Consider the following 22,563-nt stretch of genomic DNA (forward strand, 5'->3'; position numbering starts at 1 on the left):
GCCTCTTTGCTCATTTAATTTTCAGACTCGCATTTGAGCCTGAAATAATCGTTATGCAGAAACGCTTTTTTTGCAACAATATTTTATGGATTTATTTTAGCTACTTAGAAGTTTTCTGAAGACGTCGGGCTTGCGGGGCACCACTCCCGCCGTCGTGGTTGAAAGCGGGCCATCCGCAAGTACGGGCCTCGAATTCAGGCCGCGTCCTTCGTCAACGCGGACGGAGTTTCATCAAGCGGGCACATACGCCCCTGCCACGCTTCTCGGCAAAGAAATCGGCTCCACCTCGGGCGTGGCGTGGTCTAGGCTGCGGCGCACAATGCAGGAGTCAGGAGGCAGGCCATGACCCATCGCTACCCCGTCCGTGTCCATTACGAAGACACCGACATGGGCGGCATCGTCTATCACGCCAACTTCCTCAAGTTCATCGAGCGCGCCCGCAGCGCGTGGGTGCGCGATCTGGGGATAGATCAGAACGCCATGCGCGACGCGGGCACCGTGTTCGTCGTGCGGCGGGTAGAGGCCGATTTCCTCGCCCCCGCGCGGCTCGACGATGTGCTGGAGATTGAGACCCGCACGCTCGCGGCCACCGGGGCGCGGCTGGTGATGGCGCAGACGGTATGGCACGGCCGCGAAGAGATGTTCCGCGCGGTGGTGACGGTTGCCTGCCTGAGCGCCTCGGGCCGCCCCACGCGCCTGCCCGACGCCATTCTGCGACAGCGCCATGACCCGACGGCTTGACGCGCAACGACCCGCCGTATAGGCGTCCTGCGGCATCGATTGCCCAACGAGTCACGATCATCTCCGGGAGAGCGAGAATGGTAAAGAGTTTCGGGGCGGCGCTCGCAGCGCTGCTGTTGGTTGCGGGCTGCGCGAATGAAGCATCGGTCGAGACGCGGCGCCTGCAGGAAGAGGACCGGCAGGCGGTCCTGTCCACGCTCGGCACGGATATCGACGCGCAGGCGGGCGCGCTCGTGGCGGCCTGTATCGCCACGCTCGACGGGCGCACCCCCGATGATGCAGGCCTGACCGCAGCACCGTTCAGCAAGACGCGCGAGGGTGACACCCTCGTCTACAAGGGCCGATGGCAGGGGCAGCACGGATACGAGACCGGCGGCACGCTGCTCGAGGCCGGGCCGACGGAATGCCGCTTTCCGAGCGTGGATCGCTTCGGGATGGCGCAGCCCGGCACCCGGCCCAATGGCGGATATGTGACCGAGCCGCGACCCGAAGTGACGCGGCAGTTGCAGCAGGCAGGCTATCGTGTCTCGGCCTATGCGCCGGTAACGCTGGGCGGCGCGTTCGCGCGCGGCGCTCTCGGCGGCCTGACGCCCGGTCGCGTCCAGCGCATCCAGGACGGCACGATGACCGCGACCAGGGACGGGCAGAGAGTGCAAGTCAGGGTCTTCGCCTTCAAGGCAAAGTCCAATCTCGCAACGGTCGGTACCCTGGTCACCATCGGCACCGAGTGACGAGCCCCCGCCCGCGCCCTCCGCCCGCGCCCATGGTGGTGGCACGGGCGGCGGTGACGGCGGGGCGGCACGCGCCGCCCCGCGATCGGGCCTAGCCCACCACCCGCAGATAGGGCAGAAGCTGCTCGGAGCCCATGCCGAACTGACGGATGACCTCCGTCTCGGAGCGGTTGTCGGGAATGATGACCATGTCGCCGCCGTGCCAGTCTGCGGGCGTCGCCGCACCGGTGCTGGCGTGCATCTGCAACGCATTGACCACGCGCAGCAATTCTTCGATGTTGCGGCCCACGAATAATGGGTATTCGAACAGCATGGCCACATGCATCCCCGGGTCGATGAGGAAACTCTTTCGGATGGGCCGGGTGCCGTCTTCCTTGTCGTGCATCATGCCGAAGAGGCGCGACAGGTGCAGACCGGCGTCATGGGCGCAGGGAAAATCGACCTCCAGCCCGAACAGCCGCGCGATATCGCCATGCCAGGCGCGCTGCTCGTCGAGCGTCGAACCGCTGAGCGCGAGGTGCTTGACGTTGACCTGCCGCCAATCCTGCGCCATCGCGGCGATCGCCGCCATCTCGGTGGTGCAGACCGGCGTGTTGGCCGCCGGGTGACTGAACAGGTGAATCCACGAACCTTCTGCCCACTCCCAGAAATTCAGATCGCCCTCCGTCGTCTCGACGTTGAAATCCGGAAAGACATCGCCGATCTGCGGCAGCCAGCGCACGGTTTTGCGCAGGGCGGTGGGCAACTTTATCATCTCGTTCTTCGGCCCGCGGGGAGTGAAAAACTGGACACTCATTTCTCTTACTCCTTTGTCTCCGTGTTTCGGCGCTCCGGCGATCTCTGCCTGCTGTTGTGCTTCGTCAGGCATCGCAACACTGGTTATTGTTCGTTCAAATGTGTCCGAAATGCGGCACGGTTGTACAAGCTTGTGAAAATGCAAGTTTGCGGATCATGAAATCGTCATCCGGGCGGTGCTGAATTTGACGCAGCGATGCCATTTCTGTTACCTTGTCGTTATTGATTTTCCATTTTGGAGCAATAATTTGCTGCATCTCAGGGCGTTCATCATCGACGATGACAGGGAGCATTCCGCAATGCTCGCGGGGTGCCTTCAAAGCGAGGGATTCACCCTCGCGCAAAGTGACGATGCCTTGACCGTCGCCGAGACGGTGAAGCGCGAGGCGGTGAATATCTGCCTCGTGGGCGACCGCGCCCTGGGGCGCGACGGGTTCGACGTGGTGCGCGAGTTGCGCCGCGACTCGCCCGCCGGGATAATGATGCTGCGCCAGAGCGGCGACGAGATCGACATGGTGCTCGCGCTCGAGATGGGGGCCGACGACTACATGGTCAAACCGGTGCGCCCGCGCGAACTCTGCGCGCGCATCCGCACAGTCCTGCGGCGCACCGTCATCACGCCCAGGGATGCGGGCGGCGCGCGCCCGGTGCCCGACGGTTTCCTGCGGCGGGTGGACGATATCGAAATCTGCGGCGTGCTCCGCATCGTGAGCGTCGGCGGGCAGCAGATCGATCTCAGCCCGGACGAGTTCGACGTGCTGATGGTGCTCACCACCAGCACCAACGTGGTGCTATCGCGCGAGCAGATCATCGCCGCAGCGCGCGGCGGTGGTCACGCCATCAGCGACCGGGCGGTGGACGGCATCATCAGCCGCCTGCGACGCAAGCTGTTCGACAGCCCGGACGAGGGCGCGCGACGCATCCGCACGGTGCACGGGCGCGGCTACATGCTGACCGAAGGCGACTGACCCCGCACCGGCACCAAGCGAATATCCGCCGCAGGTCTGTTCTGTCCCGGTCAAGCGCGTGCGAGGACACGGATGCGCATGGCTTTCCCCCTGGAAATCGGGTAGTTTGTGCCTTGATAAGGTCGGCAAACGGCCACGAGAGGCAAAAGGCAGGCAAATGGAAGCGGAAACCCTCGCATTGGCGCAGGAGATGGATTTCTCCATGTGGGCACTCTTCGCACGCGCGACGTTCATCGTGAAACTGGTGATGCTGATGCTGATCCTCGCATCCTTCTGGTCGTGGTCGATCATCATACAGAAGCTCATCACCTATCGCGGCGCGCGCCGCGAGGCGGCGGTGTTCGACCGGCGTTTCTGGTCGGGCGAGCCGCTCGACGGCCTGTTCGACGAGATCGGGCCAGATCCGGACGGGCAGTCCGAGCGCATCTTTGCCGCCGGCATGATCGAATGGCGGCGCAGCCACCGCGATGACGGCGATCTGATCGCGGGGGCGACCGCGCGGATCGACCGCTCGATGGACGTGGCCATCGCCAAGGAAGCCGACCGCCTGCAAGGCGGGCTGCAGGTGCTGGCCACGGTGGGCTCCACCGCGCCGTTCATCGGGCTGTTTGGCACGGTTTGGGGGATCATGCATGCGTTCATGGCCATCGCGGCGCAACAGAACACCAGCCTTGTGGTGGTCGCCCCCGGTATCGCCGAGGCGCTTCTGGCCACCGCGCTGGGCCTGCTGGCAGCGATCCCGGCGGTGATCTTCTACAACAAGCTGAGCGCCGATGCCGACCGGATCGTGGCAGGCTACGAGGCCTTTGCCGACGAGTTCGCCACCATCCTCAGCCGCCAGTTGGACAGCTAGGGCATGGGCGCGGGGGTGGTTCAGAACCGGGACAGCGGCGGACGCCGCAGGCGCGGGCGCGGGCGCACGCGGCCGATGGCCGAGATCAACGTCACGCCGTTCGTGGACGTGATGCTGGTGCTCCTGATCATCTTCATGGTGGCAGCGCCCCTGCTGGTGGTGGGGGTGCCGGTGGAATTGCCGAAAACCGCCGCCAACGCCCTGCCGGGCGAGCAGGAGGAGCCGCTCACCGTGACGGTGGCCGCCGACGGGCGGGTGAGCATCCAGACCACCGAGGTACCGCGCGAGGACCTGCTGTCGCGGCTGCGCGCCATCGCCGCCGAACGCGAGAGCACGCGGGTGTTCCTGCGCGCCGACGGCAACGCGCCCTACAGCGCGGTGATGGAGGTGATGGGCGCACTCAACCGCGGCGGATTCGCCGATATCGGGCTGGTGACGGAGACCGGCGGCCCGGCGCTCGACGGGCGGGGCGGCTAGGCCGGGGGTGCCGCGTGTGAACACCGGTCAGATCATATCGGGGGTGGCCCATCTGGGCCTGATCGGCTGGGTGTTTCTCGGTGGCGTATTCCGCTCCGACCCGCCGCAGGTCGAGGTGGTCGAGGCGGTTGCCGTGTCCTCCGAGGAATACGCCGCCATCATGGCCCGGCAGAGCGCGCCCGAGGCAGTGGCCGATGTCGATACGCCCGAGCCCCCCGCCGCGGGCGAGGCCGCGCCGACGCTGTCATCGGAGGCCGATGCCGCGCCCGAGGCGCGCGCCCCCGAGGCGCGCGGCACGCCGCCCCCCGACAGCGTGCCCGAGGTGCCCGCGCGCCCCGCACCGGCCCCGGCGGATGTCACCGACGCGGCCCCGGCGCTGAGCGCGCCCGCCGAGGACACCGCCGCGCTGGTGCCCGAGAGCTCGCTGCGCCCGCAGCCGCGCCCCGCGCCTCGCGTGGCCCCCGAGGCGGTGGCCCCGCCCAAGCCGGATACGCGCATCGACGACGTGGCGCGCCCCGAGGTGACTCCCGAGGAGGGCGCGGAAATGGCCGAGGAAGAGCAGGATGCAACCGCGCCCGAGGAGGCCGCGACCGAAATCGTCACCGAGGCCGAGCGCCCCGAGACCCCGGCGCCCGCCGCATCTGTCCGCCCGCGCGCGCGTCCTGCGCGCCCGGCATCCTCCGGGACCGAAACGACGGTTGCGCCGCAAGAACCCACCCCGCCCGAGACTGACCGCGACGCGGTGAGCGACGCGCTCGCCGCCGCGCTGGGAGAGGAGAGCGCCCCTGCCACGCGCCCCGCCTCGGGCCCGCCGCTCTCGGCGGGAGAGAAGGACGCGCTGCGCGTGGCCGTGCAGCAATGCTGGAACGTCGGCAGCCTCAGCTCCGACGCGCTCGCCACCACCGTGGTGGTGGCGGTGGAAATGGCCGAGACCGGCAGGCCCGACATCGCCAGCATCCGCATGCTGAGCCATTCCGGCGGCACGGCCAATGCCGCGCGGCAGGCCTTCGAGGCGGCGCGCCGGGCCATCATCCGCTGCGGCGCCGACGGCTATGACCTGCCAAGTGAGAAATACGCGCGATGGCGCGACATCGAAATGACATTCAATCCGGAGAAAATGAGGATCAAATGATGCGTTCTTTCCTGACTCTCCTCGCAGCCTGTGCGTTCTGGGCGATACCGGCCACTGCCCAGCAGGACAGCGGCCCGCTCCGCCTCGAGATCACCGAAGGCGTTATCGAGCCGATGCCCTTCGCGGTGCCCGATCTTGTCGCCGAGACCGCGCGGGCGGGCGAATTCGCCAGCCGTATCGCCAGCGTCATCGCCGCCGACCTGAGTGGCACGGGCCTGTTCCGCGAAATCCCGGCACAGGCGCATATCGGGCGCATAACCAGTTTCGACAGCCCGGTGCAATTCGCCGACTGGCGGGCGATCAACGCGCAGGCCCTGGTCACCGGCGCGGTGCGCCTCGACGACGCGGGGCGGCTGGTGGTCAGGTTCCGCATCCACGACGTGTTCGCCGGGCAGGAGCTGGGCCGTGGCCAGCAACTGGTGGGCGAGCAGGACGGCTGGCGCCGGATCGCGCACAAGGTGGCAGACCAGGTCTATTCCCGGATCACCGGCGAGGGCGGCTACTTCGACAGCCGGGTGGTGTTCGTCTCGGAAAGCGGGCCCAAGGACCGCCGCGCCAAGCGGCTGGCGATCATGGATTACGACGGCGCAAACCTGAGCTACCTGACCGACGCCTCGACCATCGTTCTCGCCCCGCGCTTCTCACCCACCGGCGACCGGGTGCTCTACACCAGCTACGAGACGGGATTCCCGCGCATCTACCTGCTCGATGTCGCCGATGTGGGCCGCCGCGTGCTGCCCACGATGGACGGCACGATGAGCTTTGCGCCACGCTTCTCGCCGGACGGGCGCACGGTGCTCTATTCGCTGACGCAGGGCGGCAATACCGATCTCTATACCATGGACATCGCCAGCGGTCAGAGCACACGGCTGACCGCCGCCCCCTCGATCGAAACCGCGCCCAGCTACAGCCCGGACGGCAGCCGTATCGTTTTCGAGAGCGACCGCTCAGGCAGCCCGCAACTCTACATTATGGAGGCGCGCGGCGGCGAGGCCCGGCGCATCAGCTTCGGCCAGGGGCGCTATGGCACGCCGGTCTGGTCGCCGCGCGGTGATATGGTGGCCTTCACCAAGCAGTCCAAGGGGCGGTTCCATATCGGGGTGATGCGCACCGACGGCAGCGAAGAGCGGCTGCTGACTGCCTCTTTCCTCGACGAGGGACCGACATGGGCCCCCAACGGGCGGGTCATCATGTTCACCCGCGAGACCCGGGGAGAACGCGGCGAATCGCGGCTCTACACGGTGGACATCACCGGGCGAAACCTGCGGCAGGTGGCCACCTCAGGCGGCGCGAGCGACCCGTCCTGGGGCCCGTTGCAGGAGTGACCGGGGCGCGTTTCCTCGGGGCGCAGCCTGTGCTATGACACCGACAACAACAAGGGAAAATCACCATGACCTATCTGGGCAAAACAATGATCGTGCTGGCGGCGCTGAGCCTCGCAGCCTGCACCAACCCCGACCGCTTTGCCGATGGCAGCGGGATGGGCGCGGGCGGCGCGGGCCTCTCGGGCGCGGCGTCGGACCCGGCCTCGCCGGCCTATTTCCAGGAGGCGGTGGGCGACCGCGTCCTCTTTGCGGTCGACCAGTCGACGCTGTCGACGCAGGCGCAGGCGACGCTCGACGCGCAGGCGCGGTGGCTCATGGAAAACCGCGATTTCACCGCCACGATCGAGGGCCATGCCGACGAACAGGGCACCCGCGAGTACAACCTCGCGCTGGGCGCGCGGCGCGCCAGCGCGGTGGAAGAGTACCTCGTGAGCCGCGGCGTGGCCGGGAACCGGCTGCGCACGGTAAGCTATGGCAAGGAACGCCCCATCGAGATCTGCAGTGAAGAGGCGTGCTATGCCCAGAACCGGCGCGCGGTGACGGTGCTCACCGCCGGACCGACGAGCTGAGGTGCCGGCCATGCGAGCGACGCTCAAGGCCCTCGCCGCTGCCCTGCTCCTGGCACCCGTCGGGGCGGCGGCGCAGAACGACGGAACGCTGGCCGACATCCGGCAGGAGCTGGCGGTGCTGTTCGTCGAGTTGCAGAAGCTCAAGCGCGAGCTGAGCACGACGGGCGGGGCGGCGCAGCCTGCGGGCGGCGGGCCGCTGCTCGACCGCGTCAACGCCATCGAGGCGCGGCTGCGCGATCTGACGGACCAGACCGAAGAGCTGGAATTCCGCATCGCCCGGGTGGCAAGCGACGGCACCAACCGGCTGGGCGACCTGGAATTCCGTCTGTGCGAACTGGAGCCGGGCTGTGACATCGCCGGGCTGGAGCCGGGCGACACGCTGGGCGGCCTCGCCGCGGAGACCGGCGGCGGGACGGCACCCGTGGCATCTGACGAGGGCGACACGGAGGGCCCGCAGCTCGCCGTGGGTGAGCGCGAGGATTTCGAGCGCGCACAGGCGGCCTTCGAGGCGGGCGAGCATGCTGAGGCCGCCAAACTGCTCGCCTCCTTCCGCAGCGATTATCCCGGCAGCCCGCTCGCCGGGCAGGCGGGTATCCTGCGGGGCCGCGCACTCGAGGAGGACGGACAGCAAAGCGCCGCGGCACGCGCATTTCTCGACACGTTCAGCGCCGCGCCGGATGGAGCCGAGGCGCCGCGGGCGCTCTATCTTCTGGGCCGGGCGCTGGGGCGGCTGGACCAGACCGAGGAGGCCTGCGTAACGCTGGGACAGGTCGCGGCGCGCTATCCCGGCGCGGAGGCGGTGGCCGAGGCGGACGCGGAGATGGCCCGGCTCGGCTGTTCGTGAGCGGCGCAGAGGAGGCGCTGCGCGCGCATTTCGGTGCGGGCCCGCCCGACGCCATGGGCGTCGCGGTCTCGGGCGGCAGCGATTCGCTGGCGCTCTTGCACCTGATGCGCGACTGGCAGGACGAGGGCGGCCCGGCCCTGCGCGTGGCAACCGTCGATCACGGTCTGCGCACCGAGGCCGGGGCCGAGGCCGCGCAGGTGGCGCGGCTCTGCGCCGGGCTGGGCGTGGCACACGACACCCTGCGCTGGGACGGACAGGCCGCGCGTGGCAACCTGCCCGATGCCGCGCGGCGGGCGCGCTACCGGCTGCTGGCGGGCTGGGCGCGGCGGCACGGCCTGCGCGACGTGGCCATCGGCCACACCGCCGACGACGTGGCCGAGACCTTTCTCATGCGGCTGGCACGCGGATCGGGCCTCGACGGGCTGGCAGCGATGCGCGACCGCTGGCGGGACGGCGGCGTGACCTTTCACCGGCCGGTCCTGACGCTCGGACGCGACGGCCTGCGCGATCATCTCCGTGCGCGGGGCGTGGCATGGGCGGACGACCCCACCAACGACGACACAACTTACACCCGCACGCGCGCGCGCGTGGCCCTCGCGGCGCTCGCCCCGCTCGGCCTCGGCGCGGACACGCTGGCGGCCACCGCCGCGCGGCTGCGCGCGGCACGCACGGCGCTTGGCACCTGCGCGCGCCGCGTGGCGGAAGAGATCGCACATGTGGACGGCGGTGACCTGCTGTGGCGGCGTGACGATTTCGATGCCCTGCCCGACGAGATCGCGCGGCGGCTGCTGGTGGCGGGGGTCGCGTGGATGACGGGGCGGGACTATCCGCCGCGCGGCACCGCGATGGCGGCATTTCTCGGGGCAGCCCGCGCCGGGCGGCGCATGACCCTGCAGGGCTGCGTGCTGAGCGCTGTGCGCGGCCATCTGCGGCTGTCGCGGGAGTACCGCGCGGTGGCGGGGCTGCGCGCGCCCTCAGGCGCGGTCTGGGACGGGCGCTGGCGGGCAACTGGCGGCACCGGGCGCGCGACGGTGGCGGCGCTGGGCCCGGCGGGGCTGCGCGCCTGCCCCGGCTGGCGCGCGGGGGGGCTGCCACACGGCCCGGCGCTGGCGAGCCCCGGGGTGTGGCGGGGCGGCACACTGATCGCCGCGCCACTGGCGGGCTGGGAAAACGGCTGGCGGCTGGAGCTGCTGCGCGGCCTCGATGACTACCTCGACAGGCTTCTGGCGTGAGGGTTTGCGCGGCCCCCAGGTCCCCATTCGTGACCGCGTGTCCCGGGCACCGATCGTTCAACGGCCCAATCTTTCATTGAACCCCGGCCACCGATATCTATTTAAGAAACCAATGCCCCGTGCTAAGGGCTACCAGACCTCATTTCGGGAGATCTCTCTTGGGTAACGCGCGCAATATCGCCTTCTGGCTGATCCTGTTCCTGCTGATCCTGGCGCTTTTCAACCTGTTCAGCGGATCGGGTAACACGCTTCAGAGCCAGTCGGTCCCCTATTCCGAATTCGTCGCTTCGGTCGACAAGGGCTCGGTCAGCGAGGCCACGATCGACGGCGAAACGATCCGCTATCGCGGCACCGACGGCACGCAATACACCACGATCGCCCCGAAGGATGCCGAGATCACGCAGCGGCTCATCGACAACGGCGTCGCCGTCAAGGCCGAGAGCCAGGAGCAGTCGGGCTTTCAGTCCTTCATGATTTCGCTGCTGCCGTTCCTGCTGCTGATCGGCGTGTGGATCTATTTCATGAACCGCATGCAGGGCGGCGGCAAGGGCGGCGCGATGGGCTTTGGCAAGTCCAAGGCCAAGATGCTGACCGAGAAGAGCGGGCGCGTCACCTTCGACGATGTGGCGGGCATCGACGAGGCCAAGGAAGAGCTTGAGGAAATCGTCGAGTTCCTGCGCAATCCGCAGAAATTCCGCCGACTGGGCGGGCAGATCCCCAAGGGTGCGCTGCTGGTGGGCCCGCCGGGTACCGGCAAGACGCTTCTGGCGCGCGCGATCGCGGGCGAAGCGGGCGTGCCCTTCTTCACCATCTCCGGGTCCGATTTCGTCGAGATGTTCGTGGGCGTCGGTGCCAGCCGCGTGCGCGACATGTTCGAGCAGGCCAAGAAGAACGCGCCCTGCATCGTGTTCATCGACGAGATCGACGCCGTAGGGCGCTCGCGCGGGGCCGGCTATGGCGGCGGCAATGACGAGCGCGAGCAGACGCTCAACCAGCTTCTGGTGGAGATGGACGGGTTCGAGAGCAACGAGGGTGTCATCATCGTTGCCGCCACGAACCGCAAGGATGTGCTCGATCCCGCGCTGTTGCGCCCCGGCCGCTTCGACCGGCAGGTGACAGTGCCCAATCCCGACATCAAGGGCCGCGAGAAAATCCTCGGCGTGCACGCCCGCAAGACGCCGCTGGGCCCCGACGTGGACCTGCGCCTCATTGCCCGCGGCACGCCCGGGTTTTCCGGCGCGGATCTTGCCAACCTGGTCAACGAGGCCGCCCTGATGGCCGCGCGGGTGGGCCGCCGCTTTGTCACCATGGTCGATTTCGAGAACGCCAAGGACAAGGTGATGATGGGGGCCGAGCGGCGCTCGATGGTGCTCACAGACGACCAGAAGGAAAAGACCGCCTTTCACGAGGCCGGCCACGCGGTGGTGGGGCTCACGCTGCCGAAATGCGATCCGGTCTACAAGGCCACAATCATCCCGCGCGGCGGCGCGCTGGGCATGGTCATCAGCCTGCCCGAGATCGACCGCCTGAACTGGCACCGCTCGGAGTGCGAGCAGAAGCTGGCCATGACCATGGCGGGCAAGGCCGCGGAAATCCTCAAGTATGGCGAGGACAACATCTCCAACGGCCCGGCGGGTGACATCCAGCAGGCCAGCGGGCTGGCGCGGGCGATGGTGATGCGCTGGGGCATGTCCGACAAGGTCGGCAATGTCGATTACGAGCAGGCGCACGAGGGCTACATGGGCAACGCCGCGGGCGGCTTCTCGATCTCGGCGCATACCAAGGAACTGATCGAGGAAGAGGTCCGCCGCCTCATCGACGAATCCTACCAGAGCGCCAAGTCGATCCTCGAGGAGCGCCGCGAGGAATGGGAGCGGCTGGCCGAGGGGCTGCTGGAATACGAAACCCTCACCGGCGACGAGATCCGCCGCGTGATGGCGGGCGACCCGCCGGAATCGGACGACGCGGACGGCGGCGCGCCAGTGACCGAGAAGCCCTCGCTCATCTCCGTGCCCAAGACCAAGCCGAAGCCCTCTCGCGGCAAGGGCAGCGATGGCGGGCTGGAGCCCGAGCCCTCGACGTGAGCCGGGCCGCGACCCAGCAACAGGACTGGAATCCCGGGGCCTATGCGCGGTTCCGGGATCAGCGTCTGCGCCCCGCGCTCGACCTTCTGAACGGAGTCGCGCAGATGGGCGCGGGCGATGTGGTCGATCTCGGCTGTGGCAACGGGGCGATGGCAGAGGCGCTGCGCGCGCGCGCCGCCGGGCGCAACGTGGTCGGTGTCGACGCCAGCCCCGCCATGCTGGACAAGGCGCGGGCGGGCGGCGGATACGACGCCATCCAGCAGGCCGATATCGCCGAATGGCACCCGCGCCGGACACCGGGACTGATCTATTCCAACGCGGTGCTGCACTGGGTCGGCAACCACGAGGTACTGATGCCGCGGCTGGCGCAGATGCTGGGCAAGGGCGGCACGCTCGCCGTGCAGATGCCGCACCAGAACAAGGCCCCCTCGCACCGCGTCTGGCTGCGCCTCGCCGAGGAATTCCGCCCCGACCGGGCCGAAAAGATGGGCACGCCCGGCGTGATGGCACCGGTGCGCTACGAGGAGTTGCTGGCCGGAATGGGACAGTTCCGCCTGTGGGAGACGGATTACTACCAGCGCCTGACCGCCGAGCCCGGCAGCCACCCGGTGCGCCGCTACACCGAGAGCACCTATGCGCGGCCCGTGCTGGCAATGCTGGAGCCGGACGAGAAGGCCGAGATCATCCGCCGCTACGAGGAGGTGATGCACACCGCCTATCCCGTGCGCACCGATGGTACGGTGTTGTTCCCGTTCCGGCGGCTGTTCTTTACCCTCACGGTGTGAGCGGGCCAGAGAGCGGCCCTGCGGGGCGAGTATTTGGACCCAAGAAGAAGCGGGGATGCGCGCCGTGCCAGCCTTGAAACCCACCGGGTTCACCGCACGGGTCGTGTGGCTGGGCCGGGTTGCGGATCGCGATGCGGCGCTCGCGTCCGAACCGCTGGAGGCGGCAGGTCTTACCTTTGCCGGAATTGCCGGAGAGGCGCATGGCGGGCGCACGCGCCCCTCGTGCAGCCGGGTCGTGGCGCAGCACCCGAAAGGCACCGAGATCGCCAACGTGCGGCAGCTCTCGGTGCTCTCAGCCGAGGAACTGGCGGCGATCGCGGCGGAGATGGGCACAGACGCGCTCGCCCCGGCTTGGCTGGGCGCGTCGCTGGTGGTCGAAGGCATTCCCGATTTCACCCATGTGCCGCCCTCGTCGCGGCTTCAGGGGCCGTCGGGCGCGACCCTCGTCATCGACATGGCAAACCGTCCCTGTCATCTGCCCGCCCGCGTGATCGACGCGCACCTGCCCGGCACCGGCCGCGCGTTCAAGGCGGCGGCCAAGGGGCGACGCGGCGTCACCGCCTGGGTCGAGCGCGAGGGTCGAATCGCGGTAGGCGAGACGCTGCGGCTGCACACCCCCGATCAGCCGGCGTGGTCGGGACACGATTGTATGCGCCGCTGACGCGCACCCGCGACAGCCCGCCGCAAGTGAGGCTGGATATGTCGGATTCGCCTCTCTTGTGCGAGGGCAAAGTCGTTATAGGCGGGGTGACACAACCCCCACCCCCGCCCAGGGAAAGGACCGGACATGAGCTATAAATCCGACATCGAGATCGCGCGCGAGGCCCAGAAAAAACCGATCCAGGAGATCGGCGAGAAACTGGGTATCCCCTCCGATCACCTGCTGCCCTACGGCCATGACAAGGCCAAGGTGAGCCAGGCGTTCATCGACTCGGTGCAGGGCAACAAGACCGGCAAGCTGGTGCTCGTGACCGCGATCAACCCCACCCCCGCGGGCGAGGGCAAGACCACCACCACCGTGGGGCTGGGTGACGGGCTCAACCGCCTGGGCAAGAAGGCGACGGTCTGTATCCGCGAGGCGTCCCTTGGCCCGAATTTCGGCATGAAGGGCGGCGCCGCGGGCGGCGGGCGCGCGCAGGTCGTGCCGATGGAGGACATGAACCTCCACTTCACCGGCGATTTCCACGCCATCACCAGCGCGCACAGCCTGCTGTCGGCGATGATCGACAACCACATCTACTGGGGCAACGAGCAGGATATCGACGTGCGCCGCGTGGTCTGGCGCCGGGTGGTGGACATGAACGACCGCGCGCTACGCCAGATCAACGTGAGCCTCGGCGGCGTCGCCAACGGATTTCCGCGCGAGGGCGGGTTTGACATCACCGTGGCCTCGGAGGTCATGGCGATCCTGTGCCTGGCCAGGAACCTCAAGGACCTGGAGGAGCGGCTCGGCGCGATGATCGTGGCCTACCGCCGCGACAAGACGCCGGTGTTCTGCCGCGACATCAAGGCCGAGGGCGCGATGACGGTGCTGCTGAAGGACGCGATGCAGCCCAACCTCGTGCAGACGCTGGAAAACAACCCCGCCTTCGTGCATGGCGGCCCGTTCGCCAACATTGCCCATGGCTGCAACTCGGTCATCGCCACCAACACCGCGCTGCGGCTGAGCGACTACGTGGTGACCGAGGCGGGCTTTGGTGCCGATCTGGGCGCCGAGAAGTTCATGAACATCAAGTGCCGCAAGGCCGGGCTCGCGCCCGATTGCGTGGTGCTGGTGGCGACCGTGCGCGCGATGAAGATGAATGGCGGCGTGGCCAAGGCCGATCTCGGGGCCGAGAATGTCGCGGCCGTCGAGGAGGGCTGCGCCAACCTCGGGCGGCATATCGGCAACCTCAAGTCCTTTGGCGTGCCGGTGGTCGTGGCGATCAACCATTTCGTCACCGATACCGATGCCGAGGTCGCGGCGGTCAAGGCCTATGTCGAGACGCAGGGCAGCGAGGCGGTGCTCAGCCGCCACTGGGAGCACGGCGGCGAAGGGGCCGAGGCGCTGGCGCAGAAGGTGGTCGAGATCGCCGAGAGCGGCGCATCGCAATTCGCCCCGCTCTATCGCGACGAGATGCCGCTTTTCGAGAAGATCGAGACCGTCGCCAAGCGCATCTACCGCGCCGACGAGGTGCTGGCGGATCAGAAGATCCGCAACCAGTTGAAGGACTGGGAGGCGCAGGGCTATGGCAACCTTCCGGTGTGCATGGCCAAGACGCAGTACAGCTTTACCACCGATCCGAACCGGCGCGGCGCACCGACCGGGCACTCGGTGCCGGTTCGCGAAGTGCGGCTGTCGGCGGGCGCCGGGTTCGTCGTGGTGGTCTGCGGCGAGATCATGACCATGCCGGGCCTGCCGTCGAAGCCCGCGGCGGAAAGCATCCGCCTCAACGATTCGGGCCAGATCGAAGGGTTGTTCTGAAACAGGGCCGGGACGACCCCGGCCTGCCGAAGGCGTAGGGCGGGGTTTACCCCGCCTTCCCGCATGAAAGGACCACCATGCGCGCACAGGTCATCGACGGCAAGGCCATCGCCACCCGGATGCGGGCAGAGACCCGCGCGCAGGCGCAGGCGCTGGCCGAGACAGGCTGGATGCCGCGGTTGGTGTCGGTCAGCGTAGGTGACACCGCCGCCGCCGAAATCTACGTGCGCAACCAGGGCCGCGCCGCGGAACAGGCGGGGGTGGAGTTCGAGACCCGCGCCTATCCCGAGGACATCTCGCTGGAGCAGTTGACCGGGGTGCTGACCGGGCTCAACGCCGATCCGCGCGTCAACGGCATCATCATCCAGCGCCCGCTGCCCGCGCATATCCCGGTCAAGGCGCTGCAAAAGGCGGTGCATCCGCTCAAGGATGTGGAGGGGATGCACCCCGCCTCGATCGGCAACATCGTCTACAACGACCTCGCGCTCGGGCCGTGCACCGCGGTGGCGGCGGTGGAAATCCTCAAGACGCTGCCACTGGGCCTCAAGGGGCTGGACGTGACGGTGATCGGCCATTCCGAGATCGTCGGAAAGCCCATCGCCTTCCTGATGATGGGGCTGGGCGCGACGGTCACGGTGTGCCATCACATGACGCGCTCGGTGCCGATGCATTCGCGCGCCTCGGATGTGGTGTTCGTGGCGGTGGGCAAGCCGGGGCTGGTGACGGGCGAGATGCTCAAGCCCGGCGCGGCGCTCATCGACATCGGCATCAACCGGGTCGAGACGCCGGAGGGCGGCAAGACGGTGGGCGACGCCGATTTCGACAGTTGCGCCGAGGTGGCGGGCTGGATCACGCCGGTGCCCGGCGGGGTGGGGCCGGTGACGGTGTCGGTGCTGATGCAGAACGCGGTGCTGGCCACGCGGATGCAGATGGAGCATTACCGCGCCACCTATACCGGCGCGGCGGAATGATAACGGAAAGGACACGGGCCATGAGCGCGACGATCATCGACGGCAAGGCCTTTGCGGCCACCATCCGGGGCAAGGTGGGCGAGCATGTCGCCCGGCTCCGGGAGACGCACGGGATCACCCCCGGCCTTGCCGTGGTGCTGGTGGGCGAGGACCCGGCCAGCCAGGTCTACGTCCGCTCCAAGGGCAAGCAGACGATTGAGGCGGGGATGAACTCCTACGAGCACAAGCTCGATGCGGGCACCTCGCAGGCCGATCTGCTGGCGCTCATCGACACGCTCAACAACGATGCGGAGGTGCATGGCATCCTCGTGCAACTGCCGCTGCCCGGGCATATCGACTCGGACCTCGTCATCAATTCCATCGACCCCGCCAAGGACGTGGACGGCTTTCACATCTCCAACGTCGGCCTGCTGGGCACCGGGCAGAAAAGCATGGTGCCCTGCACGCCGCTGGGCTGCCTGATGATGCTGCGCGACCATCTGGGATCGCTGAGCGGGCTGGATGCGGTGGTGGTCGGGCGCTCGAACATCGTCGGCAAGCCGATGGCGCAGCTTCTGCTGGGCGAGAGCTGCACCGTGACCATCGCGCATTCGCGCACCCGCGACCTGCCAGACGTGGTGCGTCGCGCCGATATCGTGGTGGCCGCCGTCGGTCGCCCCGAAATGGTGCCGGGCGAGTGGATCAAGCCGGGGGCCACGGTGATCGACGTCGGGATCAACCGCATCGACGCACCCGAGCGCGGCACCAACGAGGATGGCAGCGTCAAAACGCGGCTGGTTGGCGATTGCCATTTCGAGAGCTGCGCGGCGGTGGCGGGCGCGATCACCCCGGTGCCGGGTGGCGTCGGGCCGATGACCATCGCCTGCCTGCTGGCCAACACCGTCACCGCCTGCTGCCGCGCGAATGGCCTGCCCGAGCCGGAGGGCCTCACCGCCTGAACCGGATCAGCAGGGGCGCGGCAGCTTGTCGGGATTGCGCATCACGTAGATCCAGTCGATCCGCCCCTGCGCATCCAGCGTGAGGGTATAGAGCACGTCCTGCGCGCCGCCCTCCAGCACCGCCAGCGCGGGCGCACCGTTGGCGCGCACCAGCCGCGGCACCACCGGCCCGGCCTTTGCCGCGACGGCAAGGATCACCTGCGCCACCTCGGTCGCGCCCTCCAGCGGGCGCAGCGCCGCGCTTGCCTTGCCGCCGCCATCGCTGATCGCCGTCACCTCCGGGGCGAGCATGGCCAGCACCGTGGCGTGATCCTGCGCCACCGCCGCCCGCGCGAACCGGTCGAGCGCCGCGCGCACCGCCGCGTCGTCCGGCGCGAAACGGGGCCGCGCGGCGCGCAGGCGGGCACCCGCGCGGCTCACCATCTGCCTGCAGGCGGCTTCGCTGCGGCCCAGCGTGGCGGCGATCTCGGCGTAATCGGCGTCGAACACCCGCCGCAGGAGGAACGCCGCGCGCTCCTCGGGGCCGAGCCGCTCCATCGCCCACAAGAGCGCGAGGTGGCACTCCTGCGCCAGTTCCAGCCGCGCCGCGCCATCGGCCTCGTCCATCCCGCCGATCACCGGTTCGGGCAGCCACGGTCCGACATAGCTCTCGCGCCGCGCCCGCGCGCGGCGCAGCGCGTCCACCGCCAGCCGTGTCGTCACCTGCCGCAGCCACGCGCCCGGCTTGGCCACGTCGCCCGCGTGCCGCTCCCAGCGCAGCCACGCCTCCTGCACCACGTCCTCGGCCGCCGCCCGCTCGCCCAGCATCCGGTAGGCCAGCGCCATCAGGCGCGGGCGCTCGGCCTCGAAGAGATGCAGCGCGTCGCCGGTCATGCGTCCGACCTTACAACCGGGTGGTCCTCGCCGCCCAGCCTGATCCGCCGACAGGCCGCGCCATGCCCCAGCCCGCGCTTGAGCACCGGGTAGACCCGCCCCGACGCGGCGGCATAGGCGGCGGCGATAGCGGCACGCGGCCCGTGCTGCCGGATGATCTCGTCGCGCAGGGCGTCGGCATCCGCCGCGCCCTCGATCGCCGCCTCGGCAAAGAGATAGCCGAGCCCCACTGCCCCTGCCGCCTCGAAATCGCGCCGCAGGCATGCGGCGAGACGTCCGGGGTCCACCCCCATCGCCACCGCGTCGTCGCAGACAAGCTGCGCGCAGGAGCCGCAATCGCCATCCAGCACCGAGGCGAGGATCGCCCCCGCCCAGATATCCGGCGCCGGCCCCGTCAGCCGGGTGAGCGCGGGCAGGAAGAGATAGCGCAGCCCCGCGCCCGGCCAGGCATCGGTAACCTCCTGCATGTAGGTGGTGTCATAGCCCTTTTGCCGGGCAAACCGGCGTAACCCGCTGTTGAGCAGCCACCGCATCATGCCGCGCCCTCCCGTGCGGTGCCGCGCAGCCGCATTACGGCGGCCAGCGCGATCTGCCCCGGCAGCACCGTCGCGACAAGCGCGCCCGCCCCGCCATGCGGCCCGTGTTGCAGCGCTTCTGCCAGGTGCAGCCCGCCATGCAGCAGCGGAAACCCGGCCCCAACCAGCGCCAGCCGCCAGTCGCACAACGCCGCCCCCGCGCCCAGCGCCAGCGCCGAAACAACGAACGCGAGGCCCACGTCGCGGAAGAAATGAGTGTTGAGCGGCCCGGTCTCGGCCACACCGGGGATGGTCGCCTGAAACCCCGCAGGCGAGAGAACGAGCCACAGCCCCGTGCCCCCGCACCACGCCGCCAGCAGGTAAAGAACAGATCTTGTCATGCAGCACCTCCTTTTGCCCGCGTTGACGGATCAGGGGGGCGCCGTGTGACAGGTCGGCAGGGAAAAGACGGCGCGGCTGCCGGGCGTCAAAGCTCCACCAGCCGCTCGGGGACCGGCGAGGATTGCACGACCGACGAGTTCGTCGCGCCGAAAGGGACGATCCGGTCGATGACCGCCTCCATCTCCGCGACATCGCGCACATGCGCCCGCGCGACAAAGCAATCCTCGCCCGACACCCGGTCGCAGGCCACGATCTGCGGTGTCTCGCGAATCGCCTCGATCATGGCGTGCATCTCTCCCGGCAGCGGCCGCGCCCGGATCAGGATGGTCAGACCATAGCCAAGCCGCGCCGGGTCGATCCGCGCGCCATAGCCGGTGATAATCCCGACATCCTCAAGCCGCCGCACCCGGTCGGCCACGCTCGGCGCCGAGAGACCGACGCGGCGCGACAACTCGGCGCGCGGCAGGCGTGCATCGGCGGCCAGTTCCCGCAGAATCGCCGCGTCGATGGCGTCGAGCCCGGCATTCTCGAAACGAAGGCCACATTGAGGAATGTCCTTCAACTCCCTCATCAAATCCGGATTTTGCATACTCAATCTCCATATCACTTCCCCGAAATACCTTGCATCATTAAGAAATGGCAGATCAAGCCCCACGCCCTCCCGGGACCGCTCCCGGCGCGATGTCGCGACTGTCGGACACCGTCCCTCCGCATGCATGGTTCGGCGTCTCGGCGGTCTTCCATTATCTCGGGCCGTCCTTCGCCGTGCTCTTGTTCCCGGCGGTCGGCGTTCTCGGCGTCGCGTGGTTCCGCATCGCCTCGGCGGCGCTGATCTTCGCGCCGGTCACGCGACCGTGGCGCACGTTCCAGAGGTCCACGCCCCGCGAGCGCGCGCTTCTGCTGGCGCTCGGCGCGTGCCTTGCGGTGATGAACAGCGCGTTCTACCTCGCCCTCGACCGGCTGCCGATCGCGCTTGTCGCGGCTATCGAGTTCGTCTGCACGATCGGCATCGCGCTCTGGGGGGTGCGGACCGGGCGCAACCTGCTCGCCCTCGCGCTCGCGGTCATCGGGGTGGCGCTGCTGATCGACGTCCCTGCGCTTCTGGCGGCGAGGGGCACGGCGCTGACATCCGACCTGCTGGGCCTCTTCTGGGCAATCCTGAACGGCGCCCTCTTCGTTCTCTACATCGTCCTCGGACACAGGATTTCCGAAAGCGGCGCATCGGGCGGCGTGGAGCGGCTCGGGGCTGCCATGGCCGCGGCGTTTCTCTTCGTCATGCCAATCGGGTTCATGCAGGCGCTCGATGCCTTCGGCGCGCCGCTTCTGGTGCTGGCAGGGATCGGCGTCGGCCTCTGCTCCTCGGTCATCCCCTATGTCTGCGACCAGCTCTCCATGGCGCGCCTCCCCCGTGCGAGCTTTGCCCTGCTTCTGGCCCTGCTGCCGGCATCGGCGGCAATCATCGGCGCCATCGTGCTGCGCCAGATCCCCGGCGTGGCGGACATGTTCGGCGTCGTGCTGGTCATGATCGGGGTGGCGGTGCACCGGCCCGCGCCGCTGACCGTCCCCGGACCGGACATTGCCTGAGACGGTGCCGCCGGCCGGGGCACGGATGCCGACCTGCGCGCACCGCGCCGGCCCGCCCGGGACGCTACATCTTCTCGATCATCTCGGCCTGTTTCACGATCACCTCGGCCTGCTTGATCGAGGCGATATCCACCAGCCGGCCCTTGTAGGTCGTGGCCCCCTCGCCGCGGGCCTTGGCCTCTTCCATCGCCGCGAGGATCTCGCGCGCCTCCTGCACGGCCTCGTCGGTGGGGGTGAATATCTCGTTGGAGAGCGCCACCTGCTTGGGGTGGATCGCCCACTTGCCGACCATCCCCAGCGTGGCCGAGCGCCGCGCCTGCGCGCGAAAGCCCTCGTCATCCGAGAAATCGCCGAACGGGCCATCCACGGGCAACAGGCCATGCGTGCGGCAGGCCGCGACGATATTGGCCTGCGCCCAGTGCCACGGATCCGCCCAGTACTTCTCGCCCTCACGCAGCATGTAATAGTTTTCCTGCGTACCGCCGATGCCGGTGGTAGACATCCCCATCGAGGCCGCGAAATCCGCCGCCCCGAGGCTCAGCGCCTGCATCCGGGGGGAGGCCGCCGCGATCTCCTCGACATGGGAAATCCCTGCCGCCGTCTCGATGATCGCCTCGAAGGCGATACGCTTCTCCCGGCCCTTCGCCGCCTCGACCGAGGTCACCAGCGCATCGACCGCGTAGATGTCGGATGCACAGCCCGCCTTGGGAATCATGATCTGATCCAGCCGGTCGCCGCCCTGTTCCAGGAGATCCACCACGTCGCGGTACCAAAAGGGCGAATCGAGCCCGTTGATCCGCACCGAGAGCGTCTTGTTGCCCCAGTCCACCTCGTTGATGGCACGCACGGTATTGGCGCGCGCGGCGTCCTTGTCCGTGGGCGCGACCGAATCCTCAAGGTCTATATTGATCACGTCCGCGGCGCTCGCCGCCATCTTCTCGAACAGTTTGGCGTTCGAGCCGGGGCCGAAAAGCTGACAGCGATTGGGGCGCGCGGGCGGTTGCGGTTGCAGGCGAAAGCTCATCTCGGGTCGCTCCCTTGGTTCGGAAATTGCGTGGATACACCGCCCCGGAGGTATGAAATTGCGCGGGACTGCGCAAGCGGGTTCGTGCACATCGGCATACATCGCCCGACCGACCGTCGCGCAGATAATTCGCAGAATCATGTTTCATGCCGAAGATTCCCCCGAATATTCCCGCGCCCCCATTGATTCCGGCAGAAAATGGCGCAGCATCCGGGGCAAGCTGCGCGCCAACCCGCAAGGAGACCGCCATGATCGAGACACCGTACCTGCTGTTCCTGGGCGACGCGCCCGACATGCTCGCCGCCAAGGTCGCCATCGGCATCCGCGACTGGCGGCCCGCGAACGCGCTGGGGCAGATCCGCCTGCCCGGTTGCGGCGCCGACCTGGGCCTTGCCGACATGACCCTGGCCGAGGCGCAAGCGGCGGGTGCCAAGACCCTCGTCATCGGCGTCGCCAATCGCGGCGGCGTCATCAGCCCGGCATGGAAGAAGGTGCTGATCGAGGCGCTGGAAATGGGGTACGACCTCGCCTCCGGGCTGCACAACCTGCTGCGCGACGAGGGCGACATCGTGGCTGCGGCGCAGACGCATGGCGGCACGCTGCACGACGTGCGGGTGCCGACCGTGGGCTATCCCATCGCCACCGGCGTCAGACGCACCGGCAAGCGCTGCCTCGCCGTGGGCACCGACTGCTCGGTCGGCAAGATGTACACCGCCATGGCGATGGAGGCCGAGATGCACGCGCGCGGCATGAAGGCCACGTTCCGCGCCACCGGGCAGACCGGCATCCTCATCACCGGCCACGGCGTACCGCTCGACGCGGTGATTGCCGATTTCATGGCCGGGTCGGTGGAATACCTCACGCCCCCGAACGACCCCGATCACTGGGACATGATCGAGGGACAGGGCAGCCTGTTTCACGTCTCCTATTCGGGGGTGACGATGGCGCTTATCCATGGCGGGCAGCCCGACGCGCTGATCCTGTGCCACGAGCCGACCCGCAGCCACATGCGCGGGCTTCCGGGTTACGTGTTGCCGTCGCTCGAGACGCTGCGCGACACCGCCCTCCCGCTGGCGCGCGTGTCGAACCCGGACTGTGTGGTGGCGGGCGTGGCAGTCAACACGCAGCACATGGACGAGGCCGCGGCCCGCGCCTACCTTGAAAAGGCCGAGGCCGCGATGGGCCTGCCTGCCACCGATCCTTACCGATTCGGCCCGGGCGCGCTGGTCGACGCACTGGCCGCGATCTGATCCGGG

Annotated in this window: 25 protein-coding genes; 18 read left to right on the plus strand and 7 right to left on the minus strand. The window is 68.5% G+C overall.

From position 1 onward, the window contains the following. Nucleotides 1-342 precede the first annotated feature (342 nt). Together ybgC and ACFFU4_RS14160 are read left to right on the plus strand one after the other, a co-directional pair. Nucleotides 343-741 carry a tol-pal system-associated acyl-CoA thioesterase gene (gene ybgC / locus ACFFU4_RS14155; RefSeq protein ID WP_377070448.1) on the plus strand — a complete coding sequence of 133 codons (399 nt, stop codon included), beginning with the start codon at nt 343-345 and terminating at the stop codon, nt 739-741. Nucleotides 742-818: 77 nt separating this feature from the next. Beyond that, the gene (locus ACFFU4_RS14160; protein ID WP_377070449.1) at nt 819-1,472 is read left to right on the plus strand and encodes a hypothetical protein; all 654 of its coding nucleotides are present in this window, start codon (nt 819-821) and stop codon (nt 1,470-1,472) included. A 91-nt stretch (nt 1,473-1,563) separates the two neighbouring features. On the opposite strand, the gene ACFFU4_RS14165 is transcribed toward ACFFU4_RS14160, so the two are convergent. After that, complete coding sequence (locus tag ACFFU4_RS14165; RefSeq protein WP_377070450.1) at nt 1,564-2,226, minus strand: redoxin domain-containing protein; 663 nt, start codon at nt 2,224-2,226, stop codon at nt 1,564-1,566. Between the two features lie 136 nt (nt 2,227-2,362). Then, nucleotides 2,363-2,560 carry a hypothetical protein gene (locus ACFFU4_RS14170; protein WP_377070451.1) on the minus strand — a complete coding sequence of 66 codons (198 nt, stop codon included), beginning with the start codon at nt 2,558-2,560 and terminating at the stop codon, nt 2,363-2,365. A 6-nt stretch (nt 2,561-2,566) separates the two neighbouring features. On the opposite strand from ACFFU4_RS14170, the gene ACFFU4_RS14175 reads away from it, so the two are divergent. From ACFFU4_RS14175 to ACFFU4_RS14240, 14 genes are all read left to right on the plus strand, one after another. Further along, complete coding sequence (locus tag ACFFU4_RS14175; protein ID WP_377070452.1) at nt 2,567-3,235, plus strand: response regulator transcription factor; 669 nt, start codon at nt 2,567-2,569, stop codon at nt 3,233-3,235. A 157-nt stretch (nt 3,236-3,392) separates the two neighbouring features. Beyond that, nucleotides 3,393-4,088 carry a protein TolQ gene (gene tolQ, locus ACFFU4_RS14180; RefSeq protein ID WP_377070453.1) on the plus strand — a complete coding sequence of 232 codons (696 nt, stop codon included), beginning with the start codon at nt 3,393-3,395 and terminating at the stop codon, nt 4,086-4,088. Nucleotides 4,089-4,091: 3 nt separating this feature from the next. Beyond that, nucleotides 4,092-4,565, plus strand: coding sequence for a protein TolR (gene tolR, locus ACFFU4_RS14185; protein WP_377070454.1), 474 nt, complete (start codon nt 4,092-4,094; stop codon nt 4,563-4,565). 16 nt (nt 4,566-4,581) lie between these two features. Next, nucleotides 4,582-5,697: a cell envelope integrity protein TolA gene (gene tolA, locus ACFFU4_RS14190; RefSeq protein WP_377070455.1), complete on the plus strand. Its 1,116-nt coding sequence runs from the start codon at nt 4,582-4,584 to the stop codon at nt 5,695-5,697. After that, a complete protein-coding gene (gene tolB / locus ACFFU4_RS14195) occupies nt 5,694-7,022 on the plus strand; it encodes a Tol-Pal system beta propeller repeat protein TolB (RefSeq protein WP_377070456.1) in 1,329 nt (442 codons plus the stop codon). Before tolA ends, tolB begins: the two co-directional genes overlap by 4 nt. A 65-nt stretch (nt 7,023-7,087) precedes the next feature. Then, entirely contained in the window at nt 7,088-7,591 is a 504-nt protein-coding gene (gene pal, locus ACFFU4_RS14200) for a peptidoglycan-associated lipoprotein Pal (protein WP_377070457.1), read from the plus strand. A gap of 10 nt (nt 7,592-7,601) precedes the next feature. Next, nucleotides 7,602-8,435 (plus strand): tetratricopeptide repeat protein, encoded by an 834-nt coding sequence (locus tag ACFFU4_RS14205; protein WP_377070458.1) that lies wholly within the window; start codon nt 7,602-7,604, stop codon nt 8,433-8,435. Continuing rightward, on the plus strand, nt 8,432-9,667 hold the full coding sequence (tilS, locus tag ACFFU4_RS14210; RefSeq protein ID WP_377070459.1) for a tRNA lysidine(34) synthetase TilS: 1,236 nt from the start codon (nt 8,432-8,434) through the stop codon (nt 9,665-9,667). Before ACFFU4_RS14205 ends, tilS begins: the two co-directional genes overlap by 4 nt. Before the next feature lie 158 nt (nt 9,668-9,825). Continuing rightward, the gene (gene ftsH, locus ACFFU4_RS14215) at nt 9,826-11,751 is read left to right on the plus strand and encodes an ATP-dependent zinc metalloprotease FtsH (protein WP_377070460.1); all 1,926 of its coding nucleotides are present in this window, start codon (nt 9,826-9,828) and stop codon (nt 11,749-11,751) included. Nucleotides 11,752-11,816: 65 nt separating this feature from the next. After that, complete coding sequence (locus tag ACFFU4_RS14220; protein WP_377070500.1) at nt 11,817-12,536, plus strand: methyltransferase domain-containing protein; 720 nt, start codon at nt 11,817-11,819, stop codon at nt 12,534-12,536. A gap of 64 nt (nt 12,537-12,600) precedes the next feature. Further along, entirely contained in the window at nt 12,601-13,197 is a 597-nt protein-coding gene (locus tag ACFFU4_RS14225; RefSeq protein ID WP_377070501.1) for an MOSC domain-containing protein, read from the plus strand. Nucleotides 13,198-13,323: 126 nt separating this feature from the next. Next, nucleotides 13,324-15,000, plus strand: a complete 1,677-nt coding sequence (locus tag ACFFU4_RS14230; protein ID WP_377070461.1) for a formate--tetrahydrofolate ligase — start codon at nt 13,324-13,326, stop codon at nt 14,998-15,000. A 77-nt stretch (nt 15,001-15,077) separates the two neighbouring features. Further along, on the plus strand, nt 15,078-15,971 hold the full coding sequence (locus tag ACFFU4_RS14235; RefSeq protein WP_377070462.1) for a bifunctional 5,10-methylenetetrahydrofolate dehydrogenase/5,10-methenyltetrahydrofolate cyclohydrolase: 894 nt from the start codon (nt 15,078-15,080) through the stop codon (nt 15,969-15,971). A 20-nt stretch (nt 15,972-15,991) separates the two neighbouring features. Then, entirely contained in the window at nt 15,992-16,909 is a 918-nt protein-coding gene (locus tag ACFFU4_RS14240; RefSeq protein ID WP_377070463.1) for a bifunctional methylenetetrahydrofolate dehydrogenase/methenyltetrahydrofolate cyclohydrolase, read from the plus strand. A 6-nt stretch (nt 16,910-16,915) separates the two neighbouring features. Here ACFFU4_RS14240 and sigJ read toward each other — a convergent pair whose 3' ends face one another. From sigJ to ACFFU4_RS14260, 4 genes are all read right to left on the minus strand, one after another. Next, complete coding sequence (gene sigJ, locus ACFFU4_RS14245) at nt 16,916-17,782, minus strand: RNA polymerase sigma factor SigJ (RefSeq protein ID WP_377070464.1); 867 nt, start codon at nt 17,780-17,782, stop codon at nt 16,916-16,918. Beyond that, nucleotides 17,779-18,318, minus strand: coding sequence for a hypothetical protein (locus tag ACFFU4_RS14250; RefSeq protein WP_377070465.1), 540 nt, complete (start codon nt 18,316-18,318; stop codon nt 17,779-17,781). The genes sigJ and ACFFU4_RS14250 overlap by 4 nt, the downstream gene beginning before the upstream one ends. Then, entirely contained in the window at nt 18,315-18,698 is a 384-nt protein-coding gene (locus ACFFU4_RS14255) for a hypothetical protein (RefSeq protein WP_377070466.1), read from the minus strand. Before ACFFU4_RS14255 ends, ACFFU4_RS14250 begins: the two co-directional genes overlap by 4 nt. 86 nt (nt 18,699-18,784) lie before the next feature. Further along, on the minus strand, nt 18,785-19,270 hold the full coding sequence (locus ACFFU4_RS14260) for an Lrp/AsnC family transcriptional regulator (RefSeq protein ID WP_377070467.1): 486 nt from the start codon (nt 19,268-19,270) through the stop codon (nt 18,785-18,787). 110 nt (nt 19,271-19,380) lie between these two features. Between ACFFU4_RS14260 and ACFFU4_RS14265 the strand changes: the two genes are divergently transcribed. After that, nucleotides 19,381-20,283 (plus strand): EamA family transporter, encoded by a 903-nt coding sequence (locus tag ACFFU4_RS14265; protein ID WP_377070468.1) that lies wholly within the window; start codon nt 19,381-19,383, stop codon nt 20,281-20,283. Nucleotides 20,284-20,347: 64 nt separating this feature from the next. Here the strand turns inward: ACFFU4_RS14265 and ACFFU4_RS14270 are convergent, their stop codons facing one another. After that, on the minus strand, nt 20,348-21,307 hold the full coding sequence (locus ACFFU4_RS14270) for an L-malyl-CoA/beta-methylmalyl-CoA lyase (protein ID WP_377070469.1): 960 nt from the start codon (nt 21,305-21,307) through the stop codon (nt 20,348-20,350). A 248-nt stretch (nt 21,308-21,555) separates the two neighbouring features. Between ACFFU4_RS14270 and dgcN the strand changes: the two genes are divergently transcribed. Continuing rightward, nucleotides 21,556-22,557, plus strand: a complete 1,002-nt coding sequence (gene dgcN, locus ACFFU4_RS14275) for an N-acetyltransferase DgcN (RefSeq protein ID WP_377070470.1) — start codon at nt 21,556-21,558, stop codon at nt 22,555-22,557. The last annotated feature ends 6 nt before the right edge of the window (nt 22,558-22,563 follow it).

This window comes from Roseovarius ramblicola (genome assembly GCF_042430665.1).
Classification (GTDB): domain Bacteria; phylum Pseudomonadota; class Alphaproteobacteria; order Rhodobacterales; family Rhodobacteraceae; genus Roseovarius; species Roseovarius ramblicola.

Bases quoted from the DNA above. Each gene is read 5' to 3' on its own strand.
- ybgC (WP_377070448.1), top strand. From the start codon at position 343: ATGACCCATCGCTACCCCGTCCGTGTCCATTACGAAGACACCGACATG.
- ACFFU4_RS14160 (WP_377070449.1), top strand. From the start codon at position 819: ATGGTAAAGAGTTTCGGGGCGGCGCTCGCAGCGCTGCTGTTGGTTGCG.
- ACFFU4_RS14165 (WP_377070450.1), bottom strand. From the start codon at position 2,226: ATGATAAAGTTGCCCACCGCCCTGCGCAAAACCGTGCGCTGGCTGCCG.
- ACFFU4_RS14170 (WP_377070451.1), bottom strand. From the start codon at position 2,560: ATGCTCCCTGTCATCGTCGATGATGAACGCCCTGAGATGCAGCAAATT.
- ACFFU4_RS14175 (WP_377070452.1), top strand. From the start codon at position 2,567: ATGCTCGCGGGGTGCCTTCAAAGCGAGGGATTCACCCTCGCGCAAAGT.
- tolQ (WP_377070453.1), top strand. From the start codon at position 3,393: ATGGAAGCGGAAACCCTCGCATTGGCGCAGGAGATGGATTTCTCCATG.
- tolR (WP_377070454.1), top strand. From the start codon at position 4,092: ATGGGCGCGGGGGTGGTTCAGAACCGGGACAGCGGCGGACGCCGCAGG.
- tolB (WP_377070456.1), top strand. From the start codon at position 5,694: ATGATGCGTTCTTTCCTGACTCTCCTCGCAGCCTGTGCGTTCTGGGCG.
- pal (WP_377070457.1), top strand. From the start codon at position 7,088: ATGACCTATCTGGGCAAAACAATGATCGTGCTGGCGGCGCTGAGCCTC.
- ACFFU4_RS14205 (WP_377070458.1), top strand. From the start codon at position 7,602: ATGCGAGCGACGCTCAAGGCCCTCGCCGCTGCCCTGCTCCTGGCACCC.
- ACFFU4_RS14230 (WP_377070461.1), top strand. From the start codon at position 13,324: ATGAGCTATAAATCCGACATCGAGATCGCGCGCGAGGCCCAGAAAAAA.
- ACFFU4_RS14235 (WP_377070462.1), top strand. From the start codon at position 15,078: ATGCGCGCACAGGTCATCGACGGCAAGGCCATCGCCACCCGGATGCGG.
- ACFFU4_RS14240 (WP_377070463.1), top strand. From the start codon at position 15,992: ATGAGCGCGACGATCATCGACGGCAAGGCCTTTGCGGCCACCATCCGG.
- sigJ (WP_377070464.1), bottom strand. From the start codon at position 17,782: ATGACCGGCGACGCGCTGCATCTCTTCGAGGCCGAGCGCCCGCGCCTG.
- ACFFU4_RS14250 (WP_377070465.1), bottom strand. From the start codon at position 18,318: ATGATGCGGTGGCTGCTCAACAGCGGGTTACGCCGGTTTGCCCGGCAA.
- ACFFU4_RS14255 (WP_377070466.1), bottom strand. From the start codon at position 18,698: ATGACAAGATCTGTTCTTTACCTGCTGGCGGCGTGGTGCGGGGGCACG.
- ACFFU4_RS14260 (WP_377070467.1), bottom strand. From the start codon at position 19,270: ATGAGGGAGTTGAAGGACATTCCTCAATGTGGCCTTCGTTTCGAGAAT.
- ACFFU4_RS14265 (WP_377070468.1), top strand. From the start codon at position 19,381: ATGTCGCGACTGTCGGACACCGTCCCTCCGCATGCATGGTTCGGCGTC.
- ACFFU4_RS14270 (WP_377070469.1), bottom strand. From the start codon at position 21,307: ATGAGCTTTCGCCTGCAACCGCAACCGCCCGCGCGCCCCAATCGCTGT.
- dgcN (WP_377070470.1), top strand. From the start codon at position 21,556: ATGATCGAGACACCGTACCTGCTGTTCCTGGGCGACGCGCCCGACATG.